General features: G+C 38.1%; 26 protein-coding genes. 25 read left to right on the top strand and 1 reads right to left on the bottom strand.

Annotation, left to right across the window (positions count from 1 at the left end; translation table 11 throughout):
- Positions 1-54: 54 nt before the first annotated feature.
- From ACERC8_RS00130 to ACERC8_RS00060, 15 genes are all read left to right on the top strand, one after another.
- Positions 55-369, top strand: a complete 315-nt coding sequence (locus ACERC8_RS00130; protein WP_373657867.1) for a DUF5962 family protein — start codon at positions 55-57, stop codon at positions 367-369.
- Complete coding sequence (locus ACERC8_RS00125) at positions 362-661, top strand: DUF5966 family protein (RefSeq protein WP_146565826.1); 300 nt, start codon at positions 362-364, stop codon at positions 659-661. The genes ACERC8_RS00130 and ACERC8_RS00125 overlap by 8 nt, the downstream gene beginning before the upstream one ends.
- A gap of 101 nt (positions 662-762) precedes the next feature.
- The gene (locus ACERC8_RS00120) at positions 763-1,407 is read left to right on the top strand and encodes a hypothetical protein (RefSeq protein ID WP_373657866.1); all 645 of its coding nucleotides are present in this window, start codon (positions 763-765) and stop codon (positions 1,405-1,407) included.
- A gap of 43 nt (positions 1,408-1,450) precedes the next feature.
- Positions 1,451-2,542, top strand: coding sequence for a DNA primase (locus ACERC8_RS00115; protein WP_373657865.1), 1,092 nt, complete (start codon positions 1,451-1,453; stop codon positions 2,540-2,542).
- 65 nt (positions 2,543-2,607) lie between these two features.
- A complete protein-coding gene (locus tag ACERC8_RS00110; RefSeq protein ID WP_373657931.1) occupies positions 2,608-2,844 on the top strand; it encodes a DUF5965 family protein in 237 nt (78 codons plus the stop codon).
- A complete protein-coding gene (locus ACERC8_RS00105) occupies positions 2,841-3,257 on the top strand; it encodes a DUF5945 family protein (protein ID WP_373657863.1) in 417 nt (138 codons plus the stop codon). The genes ACERC8_RS00110 and ACERC8_RS00105 overlap by 4 nt, the downstream gene beginning before the upstream one ends.
- 202 nt (positions 3,258-3,459) lie before the next feature.
- Positions 3,460-3,756 (top strand): hypothetical protein, encoded by a 297-nt coding sequence (locus ACERC8_RS00100; RefSeq protein WP_373657862.1) that lies wholly within the window; start codon positions 3,460-3,462, stop codon positions 3,754-3,756.
- A 74-nt stretch (positions 3,757-3,830) separates the two neighbouring features.
- Entirely contained in the window at positions 3,831-4,307 is a 477-nt protein-coding gene (pezA, locus tag ACERC8_RS00095; protein ID WP_373657861.1) for a type II toxin-antitoxin system antitoxin PezA, read from the top strand.
- A complete protein-coding gene (pezT, locus tag ACERC8_RS00090; RefSeq protein ID WP_373657860.1) occupies positions 4,307-5,065 on the top strand; it encodes a type II toxin-antitoxin system toxin PezT in 759 nt (252 codons plus the stop codon). Before pezA ends, pezT begins: the two co-directional genes overlap by 1 nt.
- 15 nt (positions 5,066-5,080) lie before the next feature.
- Complete coding sequence (locus ACERC8_RS00085; protein WP_373657859.1) at positions 5,081-6,325, top strand: ABC-three component system protein; 1,245 nt, start codon at positions 5,081-5,083, stop codon at positions 6,323-6,325.
- Complete coding sequence (locus ACERC8_RS00080) at positions 6,318-7,043, top strand: ABC-three component system middle component 1 (RefSeq protein ID WP_373657858.1); 726 nt, start codon at positions 6,318-6,320, stop codon at positions 7,041-7,043. Before ACERC8_RS00085 ends, ACERC8_RS00080 begins: the two co-directional genes overlap by 8 nt.
- Positions 7,015-9,657, top strand: coding sequence for an AAA family ATPase (locus ACERC8_RS00075; RefSeq protein WP_373657857.1), 2,643 nt, complete (start codon positions 7,015-7,017; stop codon positions 9,655-9,657). Before ACERC8_RS00080 ends, ACERC8_RS00075 begins: the two co-directional genes overlap by 29 nt.
- Before the next feature lie 330 nt (positions 9,658-9,987).
- Positions 9,988-10,350: an SAG1252 family conjugative relaxosome accessory protein gene (locus ACERC8_RS00070; protein WP_373657856.1), complete on the top strand. Its 363-nt coding sequence runs from the start codon at positions 9,988-9,990 to the stop codon at positions 10,348-10,350.
- A gap of 2 nt (positions 10,351-10,352) precedes the next feature.
- Complete coding sequence (mobC, locus tag ACERC8_RS00065; RefSeq protein WP_373657855.1) at positions 10,353-10,718, top strand: plasmid mobilization relaxosome protein MobC; 366 nt, start codon at positions 10,353-10,355, stop codon at positions 10,716-10,718.
- Positions 10,705-12,579 (top strand): SAG1250 family conjugative relaxase, encoded by a 1,875-nt coding sequence (locus tag ACERC8_RS00060; RefSeq protein WP_373657854.1) that lies wholly within the window; start codon positions 10,705-10,707, stop codon positions 12,577-12,579. The genes mobC and ACERC8_RS00060 overlap by 14 nt, the downstream gene beginning before the upstream one ends.
- 104 nt (positions 12,580-12,683) lie before the next feature.
- Here the strand turns inward: ACERC8_RS00060 and ACERC8_RS00055 are convergent, their stop codons facing one another.
- Positions 12,684-13,547 carry a helix-turn-helix domain-containing protein gene (locus ACERC8_RS00055; protein ID WP_373657853.1) on the bottom strand — a complete coding sequence of 288 codons (864 nt, stop codon included), beginning with the start codon at positions 13,545-13,547 and terminating at the stop codon, positions 12,684-12,686.
- 190 nt (positions 13,548-13,737) lie between these two features.
- On the opposite strand from ACERC8_RS00055, the gene ACERC8_RS00050 reads away from it, so the two are divergent.
- The 10 genes from ACERC8_RS00050 to ACERC8_RS00005 all read left to right on the top strand — a co-directional run bounded on the left by ACERC8_RS00050 (position 13,738) and on the right by ACERC8_RS00005 (position 21,868).
- Positions 13,738-13,845: a PhrA family quorum-sensing system peptide gene (locus ACERC8_RS00050; RefSeq protein ID WP_373657852.1), complete on the top strand. Its 108-nt coding sequence runs from the start codon at positions 13,738-13,740 to the stop codon at positions 13,843-13,845.
- 34 nt (positions 13,846-13,879) lie between these two features.
- On the top strand, positions 13,880-14,110 hold the full coding sequence (locus tag ACERC8_RS00045) for a hypothetical protein (RefSeq protein ID WP_373657851.1): 231 nt from the start codon (positions 13,880-13,882) through the stop codon (positions 14,108-14,110).
- Between the two features lie 25 nt (positions 14,111-14,135).
- Complete coding sequence (locus ACERC8_RS00040) at positions 14,136-14,438, top strand: hypothetical protein (protein WP_373657850.1); 303 nt, start codon at positions 14,136-14,138, stop codon at positions 14,436-14,438.
- Positions 14,439-15,596: 1,158 nt separating this feature from the next.
- Positions 15,597-15,992: a sigma-70 family RNA polymerase sigma factor gene (locus tag ACERC8_RS00035; RefSeq protein ID WP_373657849.1), complete on the top strand. Its 396-nt coding sequence runs from the start codon at positions 15,597-15,599 to the stop codon at positions 15,990-15,992.
- A gap of 319 nt (positions 15,993-16,311) precedes the next feature.
- Entirely contained in the window at positions 16,312-16,452 is a 141-nt protein-coding gene (locus ACERC8_RS00030; protein ID WP_373657848.1) for a hypothetical protein, read from the top strand.
- 98 nt (positions 16,453-16,550) lie between these two features.
- Positions 16,551-18,125: a recombinase family protein gene (locus tag ACERC8_RS00025; RefSeq protein WP_373657847.1), complete on the top strand. Its 1,575-nt coding sequence runs from the start codon at positions 16,551-16,553 to the stop codon at positions 18,123-18,125.
- Positions 18,125-19,741 carry a recombinase family protein gene (locus tag ACERC8_RS00020; RefSeq protein WP_373657846.1) on the top strand — a complete coding sequence of 539 codons (1,617 nt, stop codon included), beginning with the start codon at positions 18,125-18,127 and terminating at the stop codon, positions 19,739-19,741. The genes ACERC8_RS00025 and ACERC8_RS00020 overlap by 1 nt, the downstream gene beginning before the upstream one ends.
- The gene (locus tag ACERC8_RS00015; RefSeq protein ID WP_373657845.1) at positions 19,728-21,170 is read left to right on the top strand and encodes a recombinase family protein; all 1,443 of its coding nucleotides are present in this window, start codon (positions 19,728-19,730) and stop codon (positions 21,168-21,170) included. The genes ACERC8_RS00020 and ACERC8_RS00015 overlap by 14 nt, the downstream gene beginning before the upstream one ends.
- A gap of 115 nt (positions 21,171-21,285) precedes the next feature.
- Positions 21,286-21,621 carry an 8-oxo-dGTP diphosphatase gene (locus tag ACERC8_RS00010; protein ID WP_373657930.1) on the top strand — a complete coding sequence of 112 codons (336 nt, stop codon included), beginning with the start codon at positions 21,286-21,288 and terminating at the stop codon, positions 21,619-21,621.
- A 31-nt stretch (positions 21,622-21,652) separates the two neighbouring features.
- Positions 21,653-21,868 (top strand): nucleotidyltransferase family protein, encoded by a 216-nt coding sequence (locus tag ACERC8_RS00005; RefSeq protein WP_373657844.1) that lies wholly within the window; start codon positions 21,653-21,655, stop codon positions 21,866-21,868.
- Positions 21,869-21,909: the final 41 nt, after the last annotated feature.

Raw genomic sequence — 21,909 nt, 5'->3', positions numbered from 1 at the left:
CAAAAGGAATGGAACGCGGTAAACTAATGGTAACAGAAGAAAAGGAGAGACATGATGACAGACCAATTTGAAAACATGAAACACCAACTAGATAACCTTTTGAGTGAGGGTTTTAGCACTCCTGATCAGTACGAGGCTTATCGTGACTTGAAAGACCAATACGAGACAGCCACAGGTGATGTGAGTTTTTCCATCCGTGAGTTGACTGGCCAATTAGAGGTTATCATGACCAACCGAGAGACCTTCTTCCCAGACCTCGATGAGGGGACACGGGTAGAGTATTTGGACTTGGTTGAACGGTTAGAGGAGCTGGACAACACTAAGGCGACTTACTACCGCAAACAGTTAGGGGAGGCAACAGATGTTTGAAGAGTTAGGGCAAATTATTCTCATTCTCATCGCTATTGGAGGGATTCTTCTCCTGCTTTACCGCTTGTTTCTGGCGGCGACAGGTTTATTGCTCATTGGAGGAGGTCTCTTTCTAGCCTTTATGGAGGTTTATGGTCTTTACCTGTTGTTTACTGAAACAGACCTCTTTGTCAGAGATTTTCAGACCAATGGCTGGCTCAGTTTTCCGACCTTTTTTGTCGGGATAAATGTCTTATTGGCTGGATTATTGGTTAAAAAAATAAGCAAACGATTTACAAAACGCCTCGCTTAACCCCACATTTGGACACCTTCGGGTGTCCTTTTTTCTGTGATAAAATCCCCAATCTCCTCATGGTATGCTTGGTCTATCACTATAGAAAAGAGGAAAAATAGATGATTGATAAAACCAAGCAGATTGTCCTAGTGAGTGTGGCCAGTCTTGCTTTACTAGCCTTTGTCTCGACTATGGGCTATAGCTTAGGTAAGCAAAGTGTGACCAATGAGACCAGGGCGGCTATCAAGCAGGAGGCTAAGAAACTACAAGATGAACAGACAAAAAAAGAGAAAGCCAGTCAGCTATCTCAAGAGAGCGTTGAGGCGTTTCTCCGTCACTACTTCACCAAGAAACAACTTGGCGAAAATAACAAGCGTATCAAGCCTTATTTGACGGATTCAGCCTACAGTGAAGAATTGACTCGCCAAGAAGACACCCTCCAGGAGGTCTACAAGGACTATATCTTGGACTATCAGTATCAGGAGGCTGATATTTACCTCAATCATGCTTCAAATGAGGTCTTAGCCGAGGTGTCTTATACAGTGACCTACGTTCCAGACTTGGAACAAAAAGACAAGGCTCAGACCAATCAAGTGGAGAAACGCCTCTTACGCTTGACCTACACTAAACTGGGAGATAAGCTCTTGGTCAACCATCTTCAAACCTATTCGACAGATTTATCAGAAGCTCTTACTCAAGCACAAAAGACGACACCAGAGCCAGAAGCGATTCCTGAATTGCCAGTTTCAACCACAACACCCTAAGCAGAAGGCTGGCCTTCTGCTTATTTTCATATAGGAGAATGAGATGATTGCATTAGAGATGATTAAGAAGAAGCCCATCGTTGACGTGGCAGGGGCCTTGGGTATCCCTTTGAAACGCTTATCCAACACCCTTTATGAGCAGGTGGAACACGATTCTTTCAAGATTTTTACCAACACCAATACCTTCAAATGGTTTTCGCGGGATATTCAGGGCGATGTCATAGACTTTGTGCAGCTGATGGCAGGAGTTAGTTTCAAGGAAGCCATTCACTTTTTGGACAAGGGAGATTTTCCAGAGCAGGAGGTGCAGGTGTTCAAACTGGAACCGTTTCGTTATTATCTTCCTGAAAGTAAGGACTTTGGTTCTGCTCGCACCTATCTCAAGACCATCCGTCACTTATCTGATGAGACCATTAACACCTTTGGCCGGCAAGGACTTCTTGCCCAAGGGAAATGGCAGAGCGACAACCATACCGAGCCTGTGGTTGTGTTTAAGAGTAAGGACCATCATGGGCGATTGGTGGGAGCTAGCCTTCAGGGGATTGAAGAACACCCAGACCGATATGACCGAGGACGGCTCAAGAAAATCATGAAAGGATCTCATGGTTATGCAGGGATTAGTTTGACTATAGGTAAACCCAAGCGACTTGTCTTTGCGGAATCTGCCATTGATTTGATGAGTTATTATGAATGCCATAAGGAAGAGCTATCGGATGTCCGTCTGGTATCGATGGAAGGATTAAAGAAAAGCGTTATTGCCTATCATGTGATCCGTCTAGCTTCGGAGGAAAAGGGAGATTTTAGCTTTCTTGATGAGTTGGACAAGGGAAGACTAACAAACTATTTGGATATGATTTTACGAAGCACCACTCATTTTCAGACCCATGAGCAGTTGATTACCTTGGCTGTCGATCATGATAAGGCAGGACGAGACTTTATTGACAAGCTAATAGAGGAGGGATTTCCCCTTGAGCAGGATTTACCACCGTTAGATGTATTGAATAGCAAAGCTGATTGGAATGAGGAGTTAATCAGGCGAAAGCTGGAACCTAGTTTGGACGATTGGCTCTGTCAGTTTCATGAGAAGCGTTCTCAGGCTGTCTATTCTCCTAGAACTCCCGCTCTTGACTTGTGATGAAAAAATCAACTGTCCTCTGATAAGCTAGACCCAAACCCAAAGAAGGAGGAATGCCTATGAGTTTGAGCCAAGTGGCTCGCCTAGAAGAAAAAGTCAGCAAACAGGCTGAGAAAGTGGCCAAGGAGGAAGAGCGCCTCAAAATCTATCAGGATCAACTCCAGGAAGCCATGTACTCGACCTTTGTCACTTGTCAAGCTAGCAGTCATATGCGCTTTGACGAGGCTTTAGAGCGAGCTTTTGGAAAACTGTCCAAACCACATACCCCACAAGAACCTAATGACACAAGGAGAACAGAATGACGACACAAACAGATTGGAGCTATGATGGTTCACTAGACCAAGCAACACCAACGACACCTGACCAAGAACGCGCTAAGATTGCGGCACTTTTTGGTAAGGGTGAAGCAGGGTCAACGACAGAAAGTATTGATTATCAGGCAGAATTCCAGAAGCTAAAGGCTGGTGACAAGCAGCAAGCCTCGCAGGAAAATACCGAAATGTCACCAGCAGTAGTAGCACTTCCCAGCCCTACTTTGGACAAAGACCCAACCACGCTTTACAAGGAGCACCTTCAGAAACAGCTCACCAGTCATGAAGCAGACATGAGCAACTACCAGTTGGAGCTTGACCGTTTGCAGGGATTGGTGAACGAGAAAGGTAACACCATTAAAACCATCACCGCCATTCTAAAGGCGATGGATACACTTGTCTAAGCGAATCTAAGACAAAAAAAGTCACCATTTTCAACGTTTGACAACGTATAACTTGCAAGACGCAGTGGTTGAGTGGACTCTAATACGCTGATTGCATCAGCTTTTATAGCCCTACTCAACTGTGCGGAGGTGGGACGACAAAATCGAACCCTACGAGTTACCGATTTTTGTCCCACTCTCTGTTTTTTGCGAAAGGAGCAGCATGTTAAGAGATCTATTCAAACCTAAAGAGAAGAACGTTTCACCATCATCAGACCGTTTCAAGTCTTTGATTCATACCTTATCAGCCATGACGGATACAGAGTTAGACAAGGTTGAAAAGTTAATCAATTTAGTTTTTAGCCAAGAGGAGCAAGAAGCGCCAGCAAGTTATCCTGAACCAACGAGCCTTGTTGTTCAGGAAGAGAGTTTAGATGACCGTATTGAGACATCCAGAGCAAGGTTAAAGACAGAAGAGTTGGAAAATCGGATAGAGCAGTTTAAGCAGAGTAAGAAATAGAACTTGCACCAAAAATGGTGCAAGTTCTTTGCGTTTGTGCTATAATAGAGTTGAAAATAGAAATGAGGTTACCCATGATTCAAGCAAATATTAAGGCACTCCGCCAAGAGCAACAATTATCTCAATCAGAATTTGCGGAGAAGATCGGTATTTCCCGTAATAGCCTGAGCCGTTACGAGAACGGTATTAGCTCTGTATCAACTGAACTGATTGATCGCATTTGTCATCAATTTAATGTCTCTTATTTGGATATTGTAGGAGAAGAAAAGATGTTAACTCCAGTAGAAGATTATCAATTGACGCTAAAAATAGAAGTTATTAAAGAGCGTGGAGCAGCGATTTTATCCCAACTATATAGCTATCAAGATAGTCAAGGAATAGCTTTTGACGATGAGACTAATCCTTGGATTTTGATGAGTGATGACTTGTCGGATCTTATCAATACTAGGATTTACCTGGTTAACACGTTTGATGAAGTAGAGCGCTACAATGGTTATTTGGATGGTATTGAGCGTATGTTGGATCTTGCTCGTCATCAGGTGGTGGCTTAATGCGGTTAGAAAAATTTGGCCAAGATGATTTTGACTTAGCCTTAAAACGGATTGTTCGCTCATTAACTCGTGGTAAAACGACATCAGTTAATCCAATAGCAATTTTGCTTGGTGGGCAAAGCGGAGCAGGTAAAACAACGATACACCGTATCAAGCAGAAAGAATTTCAAGGTAATATCATCATTATCGATGGAGATAGCTATCGTTCTTTTCACCCCAATTACCTTGCTTTACAAGAAAAATATGGTAAAGATAGTGTTGATTACACTAAAGTTTTTGCAGGGAAAATGGTTGAACACCTAGTAAAAGAATTGAGCAAACAAGGCTATCATTTGTTAATTGAAGGAACTTTGAGAACGACAGAAGTCCCACGAAAAACAGCACAGCTATTGAAATCAAGGGGATATCAAGTCTCACTAGCATTGATAGCAACTAAGCCTGAATTGTCCTATCTCAGCACCTTAATTCGTTACGAGGAAGTCTATGCGGTGAATCCAAGCCAAGCTAGAGCAACCCCTAAAAAGCATCACGATGGTATTGTAGAGCGTCTAGTTGATAACTTACGAGAATTAGAGACTAGTAAACTCTTTGACCAGATTCAAATATATCAGAGGGATAGAACCTGTGTCTATGATTCTGAAACAGATGAAGGTTCAGCAGCAGAAGTGCTACAAGAATGTCTCTTCGGAAAGTGGAGCAAGGTGGAGGAAGAGATGCTGAGGGTGGGGCAAGAGCGGTTGAGGGAGTTAAGAATTTAGAGGAGATTGTTGAAAGTGGCAGGTGGAAAGAATAATGCGACATCTAGTTGGAGCGGCTATAATCATCAAGGACAGGTTGGTATTTTTTTAGCTCTGAAGGAACTGCGTGAGCTACTTCAAAAAGGCGAAGATTATAATGGCTACTCTATAGAATTTGAAAAAAAGGATGGTGAAGATGTAGATATCGTTCAAAATAAGATAGTTATTTCAAGGCATCAAGTAAAGGCGAAAACAAGTGGAAAAGTTCCTAGTTCTTACAGGGATGTATTGGTAAATTTTAATAATCAAGGTGTTGATGAAAATTCAATGTATTTGCATACAATTTGTAGAATTGATGGATTTGAAGAGTATAAAGATAAGCAAAAAGGTAAGACACCACAGATACAGTTTCGTAATGTAAAACTGTATCAATATCCTGATGGTAACCAGTACTGTGAATTGACTAATGTTAGTGAATCTAAAATAGATAATTTTTGTAAGATAGAAATAAAAAGTATTCTTATGGAATGCAGTCATAGCCTTAAAGATGATGATGACCATATTAGTGAAACTTTATTTGAATTGAAGGATTTACTGTGTGCAAAAATAAGAGAGGCGCATGAAGCTGGAGGAGGATCAAATCCAGTAATTTTATTTTCAGAGATTTATAAGATTGTTACTTCTACCGAAAAACGCGAAAAACAGTCAATTCGAAGATTAAAAAGACTATTTGAAATCTATTGGAATAAAAATTTTGATGAAAATATTGATTCGTATTTATTTAATGAAATTTTAAACTTATCACCCGAGCAATTTAAATCTTTTATAATCGACTTACATCCGCACAAGAGCATAAATGCTTTGAAAGAAGAACAGTTGCTAGATTCATTACTTGATGAAGACGTTTTTGAAGAAATATTTTATGAATTTTATAAAGAAATCAATCAGAAATTTTTTAATATTTATGAGCTACGTTATAATTCAACGAAATCAAGTTACAGATTAAGTTTAATCAACAAAAAGTATAAAAAGGGAGAAGTGGGTAACCTTATTCAAACTATTAGAAATAATAGGGGGTTTCTAAAAGCAAGTTTTGAAGTAGATTATCTTGTAAATGGGAGAATAAACTCGCCATTACTTGAACACGACCTACAAAATGTGGATATTATATCACCATATGGACAACAACCTTCCATGCAGGATAATCTATTTTCAAATTATCTTGAATTTATTGATATTGAGAATACGGTCGAGAAATTAAGAGGAGAGAAAAATGAATAATTTTTTAGCTAGTATTATGGATTCTAGCGGATACAATTTGATTGAAAATACCAAATTGAAGTTGTTTGGCAATGGATATGAATTTTTTCTTATCCAAAATTTTGAAGTCAAAGAATTTGAAAAATTTTTTAATAGCGATAGTCTGGATGATTTGATTTCAAAGTTTCAAGAATTAAAAGACGATAAAATCCAAAAGAACACTTCCCTATTTGTTTTAGTTAAAGTGAATGATATGCATGGATTTTATAATCAGTTTTTAAACACAACAGTGACTATTGAAGAAGATGAGTACTATTTTAGGAAGTATGTTATTTTCTATACTGAGGAAGGTCTTGAAAAACTTGAACCATCTGTTCAATATTTATTGGATTATATTCAGAACAATGAGGGAGATTCAGGCGGAGAAAATTTATTTGATAAATTTGAAAGAAATATGTTTTTTGATGATACTTACTTTATTGCCATGCAATTGATTATTAAGCTACCATTTATTTCTCTGCCTCATTCAGGAGACCACTTTGAAATAATTGATGATAAAATTAAATCACGAATCCACTCTTTAGGGCTAGTAAAAAAAGAGAAGCAGGTGGATGAGATTTTAGAGTTGTTTCATGATGATAATATCGGTTCACAACTTGAAGATACTACCATAATAGATGGTTTGCGACACATTTTGGAGGATTTAGTTTGTGAAAATAAAGAAGATTTTACTTTATAATTTTAAGAATTTTAGACATGAAACGGTTATTGATTTTAGCGACCAGATCACTTTTTTAGTTGGACCGAATGGTTTTGGAAAGACAACTATTTTTGATGCAGTAGAGTTAGGTTTGACAGGCAATATTTCTCGAGTAAATAAAGTAACAGGAGAAAATATTGCATATAATAAACCTTTTTTTCAAAATGATAAAAATGAATCAGTTTGTATAAAATTATGGTTGAAAAAAAGAAATGGTGAACAGTTAGTTGTTGTTAGACAGTTGACTAATACTAAGCTTGCTAGTGGAAAAGTATTTGCTCCAAAAAAGTCTATTAGTCAATTTGAGTTATTCCGCCAAGATGAAACAACGGATGAAAATTTTAAAAACGTAGATAATGTGAAGTTATCTACCATAAATCAAGATACAATTGATAAATTTCTAAATATAAATGGGAAATATGACATTGCTAAGATATTCAATCTATTTAACTATATTCAGCAAGAAGAGACGACATTTTTCTTAAAACAAAATGAGCAACAACGAAGTAATCATCTATCTTTTTTGGTAAAAACTGACAAGATAGATGAAAAAACAGAAAAGATTGATAGAGTCACTAGTGAAGTTACTAGTAAATTAAGTAATCTTGAAAAAGAAAAAAATAGCTTTACTCAGCAACAATTAGCTAACATCCCTTATCAAAGATTGTTCAATCATCAGGTATTCCCATTTGATACAGAGAGTCCATTTTCTATAGAGAATCTCGATCAGTTAGAAGATTTGAAAGCTATAGTTCAGAATATTATTGAATTTAAGCAGAATTTTTCAATTCCTGAATATCAACGACAATTGGAAAGAGATAAGCGCAAGAAAGACATCAGCATACTTGATAATGCTTTACGTTTCTATATTTTATCTCCACTTGTTCAAAGACCCAATTATCAATGGCAGTGGGAAAAATATACATTAGAGAATCCAATATTATTTGAATATGTACTTTTAGAAAATTATCTTCAAACATTTGAGTCTGTAAGTCGTGATTATAGACGCAGACAACAATTAAATCAATACTGGGCCGTTCTATCTAATGATATCAATCAAATGACAGCACAGTCTTTTCAGTATATTCAAAATGATCGCCTCTCAAATGATTTTGAATCACTTAAATCTCAATTTACACGTTACCAGACACTAAGAGAAAGTATTGGACAAACGGACAAAAACTTAAGTGATTTACAACAGTTACGGAGAGAACTAGGTAAAAAATTTAATCAGCTAAGACAACATAATCATGTTGATGAAAATGGATGTCCATTTTGTAACACACAGTTTGCTTCTTTCAATGACTTAAAGAGGGCTTATGATAGTTACGGGACTTATCTGTCTGAAATTTCATCTAGAGATAGTCAGCGGTTACAAGAAGTTCAATTATGGCTGAATGAATCAATCCAGCAACTGAAGCAGAAAATCACTGATGAAATAAATAGTTTTTCTACGGATGTAGATGAAAAGTTATTAGATAAATTACAAGAATTACGCAGTTCGTATCAAAGATATTCTAAAAATGTTGAAGTTTTTAAAACATTTATTCAGTCATACACAACTATGGTATCTTATGAGTTGGGGAGTTTAGCATTTGATGGCTATAACCAGCAGTACCGGTTTAACTTGCAAGAATTTCGATCTAAATTGGTGGTTGATGATGATGTTTATAGAGTACTAGATATTAACAATCTGGAAAATATGAAGAGAGAACTGGGCGATTTAAGAGTAGAATTTCCTGAATTGCAGTTTGAAACATACCAATTAGAATCAAATTCATATTCGAAGATAAATATAGATATAATTGAGAGTCGATTGCATGAATTAAAAAAGGCTATCCACTTAGCAATTGACGAAAAGTATGCCATTAACGAGAATCTGATAGTAGATGCTGAAAATATATTTCCTACATATTTTCAAAGTACAGTGGCAGTATTAGAGGATGTTCGTATTAAAGATTTAGAAGAGAAGAAACTCTATCTAGATAAACAGTATAAACTGATTCAAAATCAGCAGTTCCAAGATTTATCAAGTCAGATAGAAATATTGAGAACAACGAAGGAACTATTAGAACATATTAATACTATATATAAAGAAGAAGTGAAACAGTTCAAAATAAGTATTGTTAAAAAGCTACGCATTCCATTCTTTATCTATTCTGCAAAAATGTTACAAAATTATCAGCAAGGCATGGGGATTTTCTTGACCTATAGAAAAGCGACGGATAGTAGTGATGAAAAGACTGCAATTATTAGATTTAAATCTGACCCGAATAATGATCATGATGTCATGAATCAACTAAGTACAGGGCAGTTGGCTGTTGTATCACTTGCGTTTACTCTGTCATTAAATACGATGTTTAAGTTGTCCGATAACTTGAATTTCTTAATGATAGATGATCCAATTCAAGATATGGACGCAATGAATGTACTATCGTTTATTGAGATTTTACGTCATGGCATTATTGATAAGTATCAAATTATCTTATCAACTTATAGTGATTACAATGCGCTATTTATGGGGTATAAATTTGTCAATTCAAATTCACAAGTTGACATTGATTATAAAAATGTAAGAGAGTTACAAGGATAAGTATTCTTTTCCAAGAGCCATTTGGCTCTTTTTCTTTTCCTGTGATAATTTTTCCAGCTCTGTCTTGTTACACTCTATCTAGGTTTAGAAAATCAACCCTTGATTTTTGATTGGGGGTTTGGGGGCGAAGCCACCATAGTTTCTTATCGTCGGCTGACAAACCTGTAAGGTTTTGGTTCAGCTGGCGATTAGATTTTGGGTTATTGTGGACACAATAACTGAGCTCGCAAAAGCCGAAAAGCGAAGCGTTGAGGCTTTTAGGAAGCACCCGTATCCCATACGGTATCGGGGCTGACCCGATAGAGGCAAGTAGAGAAGGAGTATAACGAGATGACAGACCACTATCGCATTATCCGTAAGGAAATCAATCTGACACCAGAGGAACTGGAGCGGATTCAGGAACTAATGAAGAAAGAACACGCTGACCAGTTTTCACCCTTTGTTCGTCAAAAGCTGATGGATTTAGTCGAAGGGAGGCAGTCGGTAGCTGACTGGTTTACCCTCTGGCAGTCCCAGAAGATTGAACAAATCAGTCGAGACATTTTACAGGTGACTATCATGGCCGAACAGACCCAGCAGGTCACGGCAGAGCACTTGCGAATTATTCTAACCTGTGTGCAGGAGTTGATGGCAGAAGTCGAGAAGGCTATCCCACTCAGTCCAGACTTTCGTGACAAGTACATGGGAGGCTAGATATGGAAAATCGCTACCGCACTAACCTCAAAAAAGTCTTTCTGACAGACCAGGAGTTGGCAACTTTGAACGACCGTATCGGACAGAGTGACTGTAAAAATTTCTCTGCTTATGCCAGAAAGGTTCTGCTCAATCCCAACATGACTTTCTTGATCATTGATACCAGTAACTATGAAGAGCTGGTCTTTGAACTGAAACGTATCGGAAACAACCTCAATCAAATTGCACGGACCGTCAACCAGACTCAGATTTTAACACCAAGCGACCGTGAATTTTTGGTGCAAGGCATTGGCCAACTCATAAAGGAAGTGGAGAAGGACTTTAACATCAAGTGCCAGCAGCTGAAGGAGTTTTATGGTCGTCACTAAACATTTTGCGGTGCATAGCACCAAGTACCGCAAGAGCCTCATCAAGTACATTCTCAATCCAGAAAAGACGAAGCAACTGAAGCTGGTCTCTGATTTTGGCATGAGCAACTACCTGAACTTTCCCACGTATGAGGAGTTGGTGGAGATGTATCAGGCCAACTTGACCAACAATGATCGGCTCTATGATTCCAGGAACGACCGCCAGCAAATCAAGCAGACCAAAATCCACGCCCATCACTTGATTCAGTCCTTTTCTCCTGAAGATAATCTGACACCTGAAGAGATTAACAGCATTGGCTACGAGACCATCAAGGAACTGACAGGGGGCAACTTTCGTTTCATCGTCGCAACCCACACAGACAGAGACCATGTGCATAATCATATCCTGATAAACTCTGTTGACCTACATTCTGACAAGAAGCTTAAATGGGACTATGCCCAGGAGAGAAATCTTCGCCTGATTTCTGACCGCTTGGCCAAGGAAGCAGGTGCAAAGATTATTCCGCCCCATCGCTATTCGCATGAGAAGTTTGAAACTTACCGAAAGACTAATCACAAGTTTGAACTCAAGCAGCGGCTCTATTTTCTCATGGAGAACAGCAAGAGCTTTGAGGACTTTATGGCCAAAGCTCCAGCTCTACACGTGGAGGTGGATTTCTCTCGCAAGCACGCCAGATTTTTCATGACCGACCGAGACATGAAGCAGGTCATTCGCGGCCATCAGCTGGATAAGCGACAGCCCTACACCGAGGACTATTTTAGAGAGCAGTTTGCCAAACGAGCCATTGAGCAACGACTGGATTTTCTCTTGCCCAGAGCACGTGACCTGTCTCATCTTTTGGAAATAGCAGAGCAGTTAAATCTGAAAATCTCTCCGAAGAAAAAACATGTGACCTTTACCTTGGTCGAGGAGGGCCGAACCATCTCCATTGAGAATAAAAAGGTCAGCACCAAACACCTCTACGATGTCCAGTTTTTTGAGGGTTATTTTGACCAAAAAGAAGTCCTGCCAGACCCTGACTTGACTAACCTGGTCTCAGACTTTGAAACCTACCAAGAAGAGCAGGATAAGGATAAACTCCCTAGTGAGGAACTCTTGGCAGCCTACAAGGATTTCAAGGAGAAACGAGATAAGATTCAAGAGTTTGAAGTTGTTTTAGCAGACCACCAGATTGACAAGTTGGTCAAGGACGGTATCTTCATCAAGATGACTTACGGCATCAAAAAAGACGGCTTGGTCTTTATCCCAAACCGTAACTTGGACATTCATGAGAGCGAGCAGGGCAAGTCCTACCATGTCTTTATCCGAGAGACTGCTCAATTTTTCATCTACAATAAAGAGAACTCTGACCTCAACCGCTACATGCGAGGACGGGAGTTAATCCGCCAACTCACTCACGACAGCAAGCATATCCCTAAACGCAGACGACCGACCATAACCAGCCTCAAAGAGAAAATAGCAGAGCTCAATCTTCTTATTGAATTAGACATCAACAACAAATCTTATCAGGAAGTCAAAGACGAGTTAATAAAGGACATCGCCCAGATGGATTTGACCATCACGGAGTTGCAGGATAAGGTTGCTCATCTCAACAAAGTAGCAGAAGTCCTGCTCAATCTTAGTAACTCTGACCCAGAAAACAGACGGCTAGCCAGGTATGACTATGGCAAGATGAATCTGACTTCAGCTATTAAACTGGAGGAGGTGGAGAAGGAGATGGCAGAAAATCAAAACTCCATGACGAAATGGATAGATGACTACGAATATAAGGTTAGGAGGTTAGAGAATTTTGTAAGCATACTTGATAACACAAGGAATCAAAATATCGCCAATTTAGAACAGGAAACTAAATTAATCTAGTTGCTTGAGGTACTCTGGAAAGATTATAAGACTGATAGTACTAATCTAACTATCAGTCTTACAGGTTATTTAACACTTAAGTAGAACTCCAATATCAAGATAAACTAAACAGTATCTAATTCCTTCAAATAATTTTCTATCTTCATCAGCATTAAAAGATTATTATAAATCTTGCATAACTCTCTTGCTTCTATGTAATAATTTTTGACCTGTTCTTTGTCTAAAAAGTGAGCTCCAGCGTTTCCGACGAGAATGAGTAGGGGAGCCAGTTGGTAACTTGTCTGTCTTTCTTTACAGAGTTCGATAGTCTCAAGAGCTTCCTGGATGGCATCGCTATATTTTTCCTTAGACACTAAATAGTGAGCGTAGTTATAACGAACCCTGATGTAGCCAAATAAAAACTCTTGATGATTTAGATTTTTTGTCTGATACAATTCCACTAAACGAGAATAGTTTATTTCATATTCTTGTTCACGACCAACAAGGGAGTAGAAATTAGACAGTGTGTTTAATACTTTTAAGTAAATCAGAGTAGTTGTGGATATTTTGGACAATATATTTTCCAAGTGAGAGATGGCTTCAAACTGCAGATTATATTGATAGAAGTCAATAATAGCTTTAACCCATTCAATGTAAGCTCGATCTTCTAGTGTTAGAAAGTGGCCTCGCTCTATTTCTATTTTATAAAGATATTCTAAATCGTTATAATTTCTATCATCCAATAAGCGAGCAGATAAATGCTTGAAATTAGAGAGGCTAGACTTTACTTCAATTTGTTCATTGAAAAAGTAATCTAATGGGACCTCAAGTCGTTGAGAGAGTTTAAACAAAAGGTCAGCAGAAGGTATGAAATGTCCTCTCTCAATTTTACTAATCTGGCTTTGTTCACAAATTCCTTCTGCCAGGGTTTGTTGGGAGAGTCCTAGTTCTTTTCTTTTTAATCTGAATTTTTCGGCCAATGTACTCATAAAAACAAGATTACCTCCGATTTGTTTTCTTCCATTATACAATATTTTAGTTCAAAGAAGCAAAATCAAAAGAAATAAAATCATCCAAGGTAATAATATATAAAAAAAGCCTCAAAAGCATAAAAATACTTGAAAAATAATTATATTTATGTTAAACTGAGGGCGAGAAAAAAGAAAGGGGTTTCGCAACATGAATAAACATAGTGGAATTCACAAATTGCTTACATTGGTATTACTAGGCGCTTTTACATTTAGTAATGCGATTCCTTACCGACAGGTTATAGTTTTGGAAGGATAATAGAAACACGTATATTGGGATGGAGGTAATCTTGATGGATAAAGCAAGAAAAGACTTTGATAAAGTATTAAAACTTTATAATCTAGTTATAATTATTACACTACTTACTACTTTTTTACCAAACAAATATGAGATTCTACAGTTTCTATTGCTTGTAATAGCTGCTATAGTAACTCTTATTTGTTCGATTATGATGTTCCGTCTTTGCAGAAAGCATAAATTATCATTAAAAGAAGTATTTGAAAAATACATAACCAAATTATAGAAATCTAAAATAAAAGGAGAAAATCATGGAATTAATATTGCCAAATAATTTTGTTGAACTAGAACTTGAAGAAGTGATGTACCTTGAAGGCGAGGGTTGGATTGCAGATTCCTTTGCTGTAGGTGGAGCTGTTGCAGGAACAATCTTCTTTGCATTAAAAGGAGCTGCCGCTGGTAGTGCAGCTGCATCGTTTATTCCTTATATTGGCACAGTTTCAGGTGCAGCGATTGGTGGTATTGCGGGAGCTATATTCGGTTTTGCAAACGGTACAGTATCTGGTTATAGATTAGGTCGTTTAATTGAGCAACGCATATTAGGATGGCCATAATTATTTAGATTAATTCACATATTATGATAAATCGAATTCTTATAATTTTCCAGCGTGTACCAATCAATGTACTTCGTAATTTACTTTATAATGGGATCTCTAGCCTCTTCTGGATAGAGTTTCAAGGATTCAAAATTAAACTGAGCAGAGAATATTTCACGTGAGTCATTATCATAGTAATATCTCTTACCCAGAATTAGAATGGCAAACATAGTTGATAACTGTTATTAATTTTTGGATAGGGGTTCCACTTAAAAGTTTAGGCAAGCACGTTTTAGTTGACGTGTCTTGCCTTTTCATTTATTTCCTTTGTGTATAAGAGGATACTTCTTTAAAAGAAGATCTTAGGCCTAGTTACTGCTTTTAACGAAAGACTGTCTTAGGGTTACTGAAAAGCTGTAAGTACCCTCGAAGCTGATAACAAATAGCTGTAATGAACTGTGACAACTGAGTCTCGAATTACTTATAATTGGTTTCCGATTATTCAACCAGATGTAGTAAGAAGTTCTTGGAAAATAGAAATAGTCATAGAGACAGGGCACTGGATACGACTCTTTTTGTCGCTCAATAACATGATAAAGTGAACTTTTCTTACTTTTTGAGGAGAGATCTTAAAGTATTTAAACAGTATTTTCTATTCCGAAATGGGCATATTGTTCTTTGAAAGCCATCTCAGATATGTTGCTTACTCTAGGATGTTTAAAGAGTCTGAAATTTTCTTGGAATAAAAATGGATTTTCCCGATGCTTTTGAGTGCAAGAACGAACTTAGGATGTACTTTTCAAAAACCTGTAATTAGTTTTTAGGAGAATACTAGTGAATCGAATTCTTTTTTAGCCATAACACGAGGCTGGAACAAAAATCTAAACTCCAATATTTAAGATGAACAAAGAAGAATTTCTGAAAACAGAATCTTTCTTTGTTCGTCTTTTTTGCTTTTATTATTCCAACAGGTGATGATGGTATGTGATTTCGAAAACTCAAAATATTTTTATCCCAGGCTTTTCAACATTATCGATTTTAATTTTTTTGTGAAAACAGCGAGAAATTTTAGTGTTTTTTCACTCTTATTAATGAAGTCTAGAAATTGAGAGTGTCTTATGAAAAGTCGTTCACCGCCATTTCCTCCTATATCAAATTTATATAAGGAGGAATAAGATGAATTATTTTATCTATGTGGGTGGCCTGAAAGTTCCTGTTACCAAAGAAATTTACCGTGAGTATTGGAGGTTGACAAATCGGGAAAATTACCTCAATCGATTAGAAATCCAATATCATGTTAGGCCATTTTCAGATTATGTTGATGGACAATTAACAAGCTATATGGCTGATGAGAAAATGGATGTTGAAAAGATACTTGAAACAAGGGAGATCTTTCATTTGCTTTATGATGCTTTGCTTACCCTTAATGATGATGAGTTTGCTCTTGTTAAAAACTTGTTTTTCGAGGATAAAACGTTGAATGAAATTTCTCAGTCCTCAAAAGTTTCTATTACAACTGTTGCTAGACGGAGAGATAAAATTTTGAAGCATCTCAAAAAGTTATTGGAGTAAGGTGGTAAAAATTGTCACATTTTCACTCTATATAGTGAAGGGGAACTAAAGTTCCTGTTATTGCTCTTTGACAACTGAATAGACCAAAGTTGGACGTTAATCATTTGTAAAGCAACTTAGTTGGGTACGCTGTGATATGAGCGAGACTTATCGGCTATAAAATAGGTTGGTCACCTATCTGCCATGAGACAAATGAGGATAATGATACTTCTGAACGTTCAGGCTGCCATCGAGAAAGGACAGCGGGTGAAACTCCCATGAAGAACTTAACCGGTTCTACCTACAGAGGTCAAAATTTTAAGTAAAGGAAAAAACGTTTATGGAAAAAATACAAACAGGTGCGGAATTACCGCAGATTGTGATTGAGGGATATAAGATTACGGTACAAGTAAGTGATCAACCAATAAGTCTTACAGACATTTTAGATGATTTGCTGGGGCGACAGCTTGAAAAAATTTGAGTTTTTAGCGGACAAGTCTTTATAAATTATGTAAAATAGAATAGTAGAACCTCAGTCCTTAATTGGTAAGCACCTAAACACTGATTAAGGAGATAAACATGACACAAGCCTGTATTTATTTACGCCTATCACGAGATGATGGGGACAATGTGGAAAGCAATTCCATCATCAACCAACGCTCGCTCCTGCGAGACTATGCCAGAAATCATGATTTTACCATTTTAGAAGAATTTGTTGATGATGGTATTAGTGGATTAACATTTAATCGTCCTGACTTTAATCGTATGATGGCTATGGTGAATGATAAGATCATTGATACTATAATTGTCAAAGACTTGTCACGATTTGGTCGGGATTACATTGAAACTGGAAAATACCTCCAGCGAATTTTTCCTGCTATGGGAGTTAGGTTTATCTCTGTCAATGACCACTATGATAGCCTGACGGCTGATACCAATGAAACACACTTGGTCATGCCGATTAAAAGTCTAATTAACGATAGCTACTGTCGAGACATTTCAACCAAAGTTCGAAGCACTCAAAAAGCTAAACGACAAAAGGGCGAGTTTATTGGAGCTTTTGCCCCTTATGGCTATCGCAAAGATGTCAAGCAACGGAATCATCTAGTGGTTGATGAGAATGTACGCCCTACTATTGAGAAAATCTTTGCTCTTAAACTAGAGGGATATTCGTCAAACGCTATCGCAGGCTTTCTTAACCAAGCAGGGATAGAAACTCCGTTGCAACGTAAAAAAGCCTGTCAGGAAAAGATTAAAGGCTTTTATGGCCATCGCTACAAGTGGGATACGAAAATGGTCAATCGTATTTTGACAAATCGTGTCTATACTGGTAGTTTGGAACAGGGGAAGCAAACCAAAATCAATTACAAGTCACAAAAGTCTGTGGCTGTGAATCCAGCAGATTGGGTACGGGTTGATGATACACATGAGGGGATTATCTCCAAGAGCACTTTTGAAGTAGCTAATAACCTCTTACTTAGAGATGTCAAACATGGGAAGATGTTACCTGACCTCTTTGCAGGGTTATTGTTCTGTGGTGATTGTCAGTCGCAGCTGTTGCAGCGAAAACTCCATTACAAGGACAAAGAGACTGTTCAGTATATTTGTAGCACTTATAATAACGGACGAGGCTGTAGTCGCCATGCGATTAAGCAAGATATGTTACTTGACTTGGTTTCGACGCTCATCTATCAACACCTTGACTGGAAATCTTATTTAATTAAAACTGTTCCTGATTATTTGAATAAAGCACAGTTTTTGGAAGTTGACTTTACTTCGCTGTTTGCCAATCGAAAGAAGTATGAACAGTTGCTCCAGTCTTTGTATTTAGATTTAGACGATGGCCTAATCAATGATACAGAATACCGAGAGTTTCAGCGAAGCTATCGCCAGAAGTTAAAGAAAATTGAAGATACTATCATTCAAAAGAGAGAGTTAGCCCAAACCTTGTATGATAAACTCCAGGATAAGAAAAAGTGGCTAGACCAGTTGAGTGAGATGCAAAAAAACAAAGAAGTCAATCGTATCACTCTAGTTACCTTACTTGACCGAATTGTCGTTCACGAAAATCAGGAGTTGACCCTGGTGTTTCATAATATGGCAGAATTAGAAATCCTCCAACAGTTATCTCAAAAAGTGACGGAGGTGGTCTAATGGCACGTACCAAGAACCGCTACCGTAAAGAAACGGTGGAAGAGTTATCCCTCCAAACCTATCGGACAGGCATTTACATTCGTTTGTCGAATGAACGTACAGAAAGTTGGCGAAACAAATCGCACTCCTTAGAAACGCAAGAAAGTCTGGCTAGGAGCTTCGCCAAGGAAAAGGGGATAATTGTAGCCAAGTGCTATATTGACTATGAGTATTCTGGTAAAACCTTTAATCGACCTGCCTATCAGGACATGATGGAAGACATTAAAAATGGTGTCATAAACTGTATTATCATTCGAGACCTGTCACGCTTGGGTCGAAACTACATTGAAATGGGTCGACTGATTGATAAGGTGTTTCCCTTTATGGGGGTTCGGTTTATTTCAATCAATGATAACTTAGACACTCTCAAAGTACTAGAAGAAAAGAAATCCTTTGAGGTGGAAATTAAGAATTTGGTCAATGACCTCTATTCAAAGGACATTTCCAAGAAAGTTACCGCTAGTCATATTCAGAAAGCAAAGCAAGGTTATTTCATCGCTGGCTTTGCTCCCTATGGATATAAGTTAGAAAGAAGAGAGGGTGGTAATCGTTTAGTCATTGATGCGATAGTTCAATCTGTTATGGTAGATGTCTTTGAAAAGTTAATGGCTGGCCAATCTATCAATCAGGTGACAAAATACCTTAATCAGGAGAAAGTTGCTACGCCAATGGCCTATCGCCAAACAGGAGAAATGTATAGAACAGAGAATGATACACGACAGTGGCAAGGTGCGAACCTTCAGCGGCTTGTTCAAAATCCTGCGTTTTATGGTAGTCTCATTCAACGTCGGCATAATAAAACCTTAACTGAGAAAGATTATGTTCAAGTAGATGATTGTCATGAAGCTTATATTACTAAAGAAGAATATCAAACCCTTCAAAAACTAATCAGGGAACGTCGTTCCATAAGAAAACAGACTCAACCTCGTACTATTAATCGTTATAAGGGGCTTATCTATGTCAAGGGGCAATCAACTCAAATGCGAAGGTACTGTAAGCATTTCTCAAATTCCAAATCAGAGTATGATTACTATTACTTTATGGACTATCTTCATGGTTCAGAAGCTTCAGAGAAACAAACTGTCTATATCAGTGAACAAGCCTTAGATAAGATTGTGTTGAGCTTGATTCAGATAGAGATGAATCGGCTTGGCACGGTTAACAACTTATTGCCCAAATTAGAAATGAAGAGGGATGAATGTCTTAGAGACTGCCAAAAGAGAACAAAAAATCTTCAAAGGACCTTGGCTAGTCTACAAGCTGAGCAAGGCGAGCTTTATCTGAATTATCGCCTTGAGGCTCAGGAACGAGAGACTTATTTGTCTCAAAAGGCGACAATTACCTCAAAAATTGAAACCCTCTCAACAGAAATAGCCCATTATGAGGCTTTAGCGATGAAAATTGAGGAGAAACACAGTCAGCAGGTCAGTTGGGTTAAACATCTTGCTAAATGCCAAAATCAATCAGTTTTAACGGCAGAACTGCTTAATGAAGTGATAGAACGGATAGATGTTGAAGTGGATAAGTCTGTGACAGTAACTTTTACCTGCCTGATGGGAGGTGATGACCATGTCTAAAATGGCTTTATACCTTCGTCTTTCCGTCGATGAGGACGGGACAGACGAAAGTAACTCTATTACCAACCAACGCTATCTTTTGAATCAGTACCTTGATCAGTCATCAGACTTTAATCATTGGGAACGCTTGGAGTTTGTGGACGATGGTTTTTCAGGAACAAGTCTTAATCGACCTGCTTTCCAACGCTTAATGGCTGATGTAAAGTCGGGAATTATCCGTCATATCATTGTTAAGGATTTGTCTCGTTTTATGCGTGATTATCTGGAACTAGGGAATTATTTAGAAAATATTTTCCCTTTTCTCGGAGTTCGCTTCATAGCTATAAATGACCAATATGATAGTTTGACATCTGAACAAAATGGACTGGATATTGATGTTCCGTTTAGAAACCTCCTCAATGATTTCTATGCCAAGGATGTTTCTGAAAAGGTTAAGAGTGCGATGAACAGCATGAAACGCTCTGGAAAAAACATGAGTTGGTTGCCACCATTTGGCTACATCAAGAATCCAGAAGACCGATTCAAGATTATCATTGATGAGGCAGTTGCACCAATTGTCAGACGTATTTTTACCTTGTACCTTGAAGGTAATAGTTACCAAACGATTGCTCGAATCTTGAATGAAGAACAAGTCATTACCCCAGCAGAACGAAAAATGCAAATCAGTCAGGCACGTTACGAAAAGTCACTCCGATTAACAAGAGAGCAAGAGAGGAATGTTTGGAGCGTTATAAACGTTGCTCAAATTTTGAAGAATGAAGCCTATAAGGGAACTTATCTCTATAATACTCGAACCTACATAAGGGGGAAGCATGTTTCTCTACCAGAATCAGAGTGGGAGCGAATTGAGAACAATCACGAAGCGATTATTTCACCAGACCGATTTGAACAAGTTGCTCGATTAAAAGCTAAGAAGGTTATTCAGAAAAAACACTTTCAGCCTCCTAAAATTCCTAGTATTTTGACAGGCCTGATTCGTTGTGAACACTGTGACCATTCTTTAATTGGGCACTACAATCATCAAGGTTACCAATATTTTTCCTGTCGTTATTGTAAAGGACAAGGTGAAAAAATGAAGTCCTGCCGAGTAGATAGGATTGAGCAATCAATCAAGGAGAAGCTTGGACAAGAGGTGGTTAAGCCCTGTCAAATTACTTCTAAGACTAGATTGCTTAGAGAAATTGAACGGTTGAAGAAACAAAAACTATCCTTTTACCAAGATTACAAGGATAACCTGGTGACCAGGAAAGATTACATTGCTAAGAAAATGGACATAGACGAAACTGTTAAGAATTTAGAAGAACAGCTGAACGAAGCTAATAAGGTTCAGTTGTCGACTAAGAATAGGTTGACCAAAGAAATAGTTAACACTCACATTGAAAAAGTAGTTGTTGACTGCCTCGGATTTTTTACAGTTATCTATAAATAGTTGAGGAAGAGACTTGAATCCTATCAAGTCTCTTTCTCGATAGGTTGCTTTGTGGTATAATTAATGTGTAATCTAGCAAATAAATAGTGTCAGTTACTTGACATAAGAGGGAAAAATCGATCCTAATGAGCCTTTTGTTTCGTCCGCTATCCGTGAAGTCTTTGAAGAAACGGGATTGACGGTTTCGGATTTGCAACTTTGTGGGATCAAGCAGTTGACCCATAGCGAGGAGTTGTATCGCTATATTGTCTTTCTTTACAGGACCAGTACCTTTTCAGGCGACTTGTGCTCGTCTGATGAGGGAGAGGTTTTCTGGCTAGAGCGTTCAGAGCTGATGCAGCATTCGCTGGCAGATGGTTTTGCAGAGATGTTACCGATTTTTGAGGATGATCAGGTATCGGAGCTTTATTTTTATCACGAAGATAATGATTGGCACTACAATCACCTTTAGGAGAAGAAGGTGCTACCATGGAGAAAGACTGATGACACCGACAGAATTAGCAGCACTCCTCTTATCAGATGAAGAGATGAGGTGTGTTTTGCAGGCAATAGCCGAGCTCCGTTTGCCAGACTGCTGGCTGGCAGCTGGTGCAGTTCGCAACGCGATGTGGAACCATTTGAGCGGTCGTCCTTTCTTTGACAGGGAGACAGACTTGGATGTTGTGAAAAGGCACCCCTTTTCTGTACAATTTTTATAAAGTGTTTTTGTTAAGCGATAACTCGCTTAACCATAGGTGTT

Origin of the sequence: Streptococcus sp. E29BA (assembly GCF_041807805.1) — a bacterium.
GTDB classification, from domain to species: domain Bacteria; phylum Bacillota; class Bacilli; order Lactobacillales; family Streptococcaceae; genus Streptococcus; species Streptococcus entericus.
The sequence above is the reverse complement of the archived record's forward strand: the minus strand, read 5'-3'. Positions and strand labels throughout refer to the sequence as shown.

Bases quoted from the DNA above. Each gene is read 5' to 3' on its own strand.
- ACERC8_RS00025 (WP_373657847.1), top strand. From the start codon at position 16,551: ATGACACAAGCCTGTATTTATTTACGCCTATCACGAGATGATGGGGAC.
- ACERC8_RS00100 (WP_373657862.1), top strand. From the start codon at position 3,460: ATGTTAAGAGATCTATTCAAACCTAAAGAGAAGAACGTTTCACCATCA.
- ACERC8_RS00050 (WP_373657852.1), top strand. From the start codon at position 13,738: ATGAATAAACATAGTGGAATTCACAAATTGCTTACATTGGTATTACTA.
- ACERC8_RS00030 (WP_373657848.1), top strand. From the start codon at position 16,312: ATGGAAAAAATACAAACAGGTGCGGAATTACCGCAGATTGTGATTGAG.
- ACERC8_RS00125 (WP_146565826.1), top strand. From the start codon at position 362: ATGTTTGAAGAGTTAGGGCAAATTATTCTCATTCTCATCGCTATTGGA.
- ACERC8_RS00120 (WP_373657866.1), top strand. From the start codon at position 763: ATGATTGATAAAACCAAGCAGATTGTCCTAGTGAGTGTGGCCAGTCTT.
- ACERC8_RS00060 (WP_373657854.1), top strand. From the start codon at position 10,705: ATGGTCGTCACTAAACATTTTGCGGTGCATAGCACCAAGTACCGCAAG.
- ACERC8_RS00020 (WP_373657846.1), top strand. From the start codon at position 18,125: ATGGCACGTACCAAGAACCGCTACCGTAAAGAAACGGTGGAAGAGTTA.
- ACERC8_RS00115 (WP_373657865.1), top strand. From the start codon at position 1,451: ATGATTGCATTAGAGATGATTAAGAAGAAGCCCATCGTTGACGTGGCA.
- ACERC8_RS00055 (WP_373657853.1), bottom strand. From the start codon at position 13,547: ATGAGTACATTGGCCGAAAAATTCAGATTAAAAAGAAAAGAACTAGGA.
- ACERC8_RS00130 (WP_373657867.1), top strand. From the start codon at position 55: ATGACAGACCAATTTGAAAACATGAAACACCAACTAGATAACCTTTTG.
- pezT (WP_373657860.1), top strand. From the start codon at position 4,307: ATGCGGTTAGAAAAATTTGGCCAAGATGATTTTGACTTAGCCTTAAAA.
- ACERC8_RS00045 (WP_373657851.1), top strand. From the start codon at position 13,880: ATGGATAAAGCAAGAAAAGACTTTGATAAAGTATTAAAACTTTATAAT.
- ACERC8_RS00035 (WP_373657849.1), top strand. From the start codon at position 15,597: ATGAATTATTTTATCTATGTGGGTGGCCTGAAAGTTCCTGTTACCAAA.
- ACERC8_RS00070 (WP_373657856.1), top strand. From the start codon at position 9,988: ATGACAGACCACTATCGCATTATCCGTAAGGAAATCAATCTGACACCA.
- ACERC8_RS00080 (WP_373657858.1), top strand. From the start codon at position 6,318: ATGAATAATTTTTTAGCTAGTATTATGGATTCTAGCGGATACAATTTG.
- ACERC8_RS00105 (WP_373657863.1), top strand. From the start codon at position 2,841: ATGACGACACAAACAGATTGGAGCTATGATGGTTCACTAGACCAAGCA.
- ACERC8_RS00015 (WP_373657845.1), top strand. From the start codon at position 19,728: ATGACCATGTCTAAAATGGCTTTATACCTTCGTCTTTCCGTCGATGAG.
- ACERC8_RS00040 (WP_373657850.1), top strand. From the start codon at position 14,136: ATGGAATTAATATTGCCAAATAATTTTGTTGAACTAGAACTTGAAGAA.
- ACERC8_RS00005 (WP_373657844.1), top strand. From the start codon at position 21,653: ATGACACCGACAGAATTAGCAGCACTCCTCTTATCAGATGAAGAGATG.
- mobC (WP_373657855.1), top strand. From the start codon at position 10,353: ATGGAAAATCGCTACCGCACTAACCTCAAAAAAGTCTTTCTGACAGAC.
- pezA (WP_373657861.1), top strand. From the start codon at position 3,831: ATGATTCAAGCAAATATTAAGGCACTCCGCCAAGAGCAACAATTATCT.